The sequence below is a fragment of the Acinetobacter sp. 'aerobic (ED)' genome (assembly GCF_904886855.1).
Lineage (GTDB): Bacteria > Pseudomonadota > Gammaproteobacteria > Pseudomonadales > Moraxellaceae > Acinetobacter > Acinetobacter courvalinii.
In genome coordinates this window covers 1-991 of record NZ_CAJHGI010000019.1, presented here as the reverse complement: position 1 = coordinate 991, position 991 = coordinate 1, and the positions used below count along the sequence as shown (strand labels likewise).

Below are 991 nucleotides of genomic sequence, written 5' to 3'. Positions count from 1 at the left end.
AATGAATTGACCGATTTAAAAGTCTTAGGGTTTGGAGAAATACATGTTAGATCAAAATATCAAAACTCAATTAAAAGCTTATTTAGAACGTTTAGAAAGTCCGATCGAACTGGTTGCTGCTTTAGATGACTCAGACAAAGCAGAGAAAATCAAAGAACTGGTGACTGAAATCGCAGAACTTTCTGATCAGGTTACGGCGCGTTTTGACGGTTCAAACGCTCGCCGTCCTAGCTTTGGTGTGGCCAAAGCAGGTGAACAACCGCGTGTGTTCTTTGCTGGTTTGCCAATGGGCCATGAGTTTACTTCTTTGATTCTGGCATTATTGCAAGTATCGGGTTATGCGCCAAAAGTCTCTGATGAAGTCTTGGCTCAAATCAAAGGTCTCAACCTGACTGCCAACTTTGATGTGTTTGTGTCATTGAGCTGTCATAACTGTCCAGATGTGGTGCAGGCACTTAACCTGATTGCAATCAACAACCCGAATACCACAGCGACCATGATTGATGGTGCTTTCTTCCAGGATGAAGTGGAAGAGCGCAAAATCTTGGCTGTACCAATGGTGTTTCAGGACAATGAACATATCGGTCAGGGTCGTATGACTTTGGAAGAAATCGTGGCCAAGTTAGATACCCATTCTGCTGAGAAAGATGCAGCAGCCATCAATGCCAAAGATACATTTGATGTGTTGGTGATTGGTGGGGGTCCTGCCGGTGGTACTGCGGCAATCTATGCAGCGCGTAAAGGCATCAAGACTGGTATCGTGGCTGAACGCTTTGGCGGTCAGGTGATGGATACCATGGACATTGAAAACTTCACCACAGTGCAAAAAACCGTTGGTCCTAAGTTTGCTCAGGATATGGAAGCACACGTCCGTGAATACGGCGTGGATATCATGAACCTGCAACGTGTCAGCAAGATCACAGGCGCAGATCAAACCGCCAACGGTCTGGTTGAAGTTGAACTGGAAAATGGTGCCAAGCTTGAATCGAAA

General features: G+C 45.5%; 1 protein-coding gene. It reads left to right on the top strand.

What is annotated here, in order from left to right; genetic code table 11:
• Nucleotides 1-43 precede the first annotated feature (43 nt).
• Nucleotides 44-991, top strand: a 948-nt coding sequence (locus tag JO943_RS18445; RefSeq protein WP_202741515.1) for a thioredoxin family protein, incomplete at its 3' end; no start/stop codon positions are given.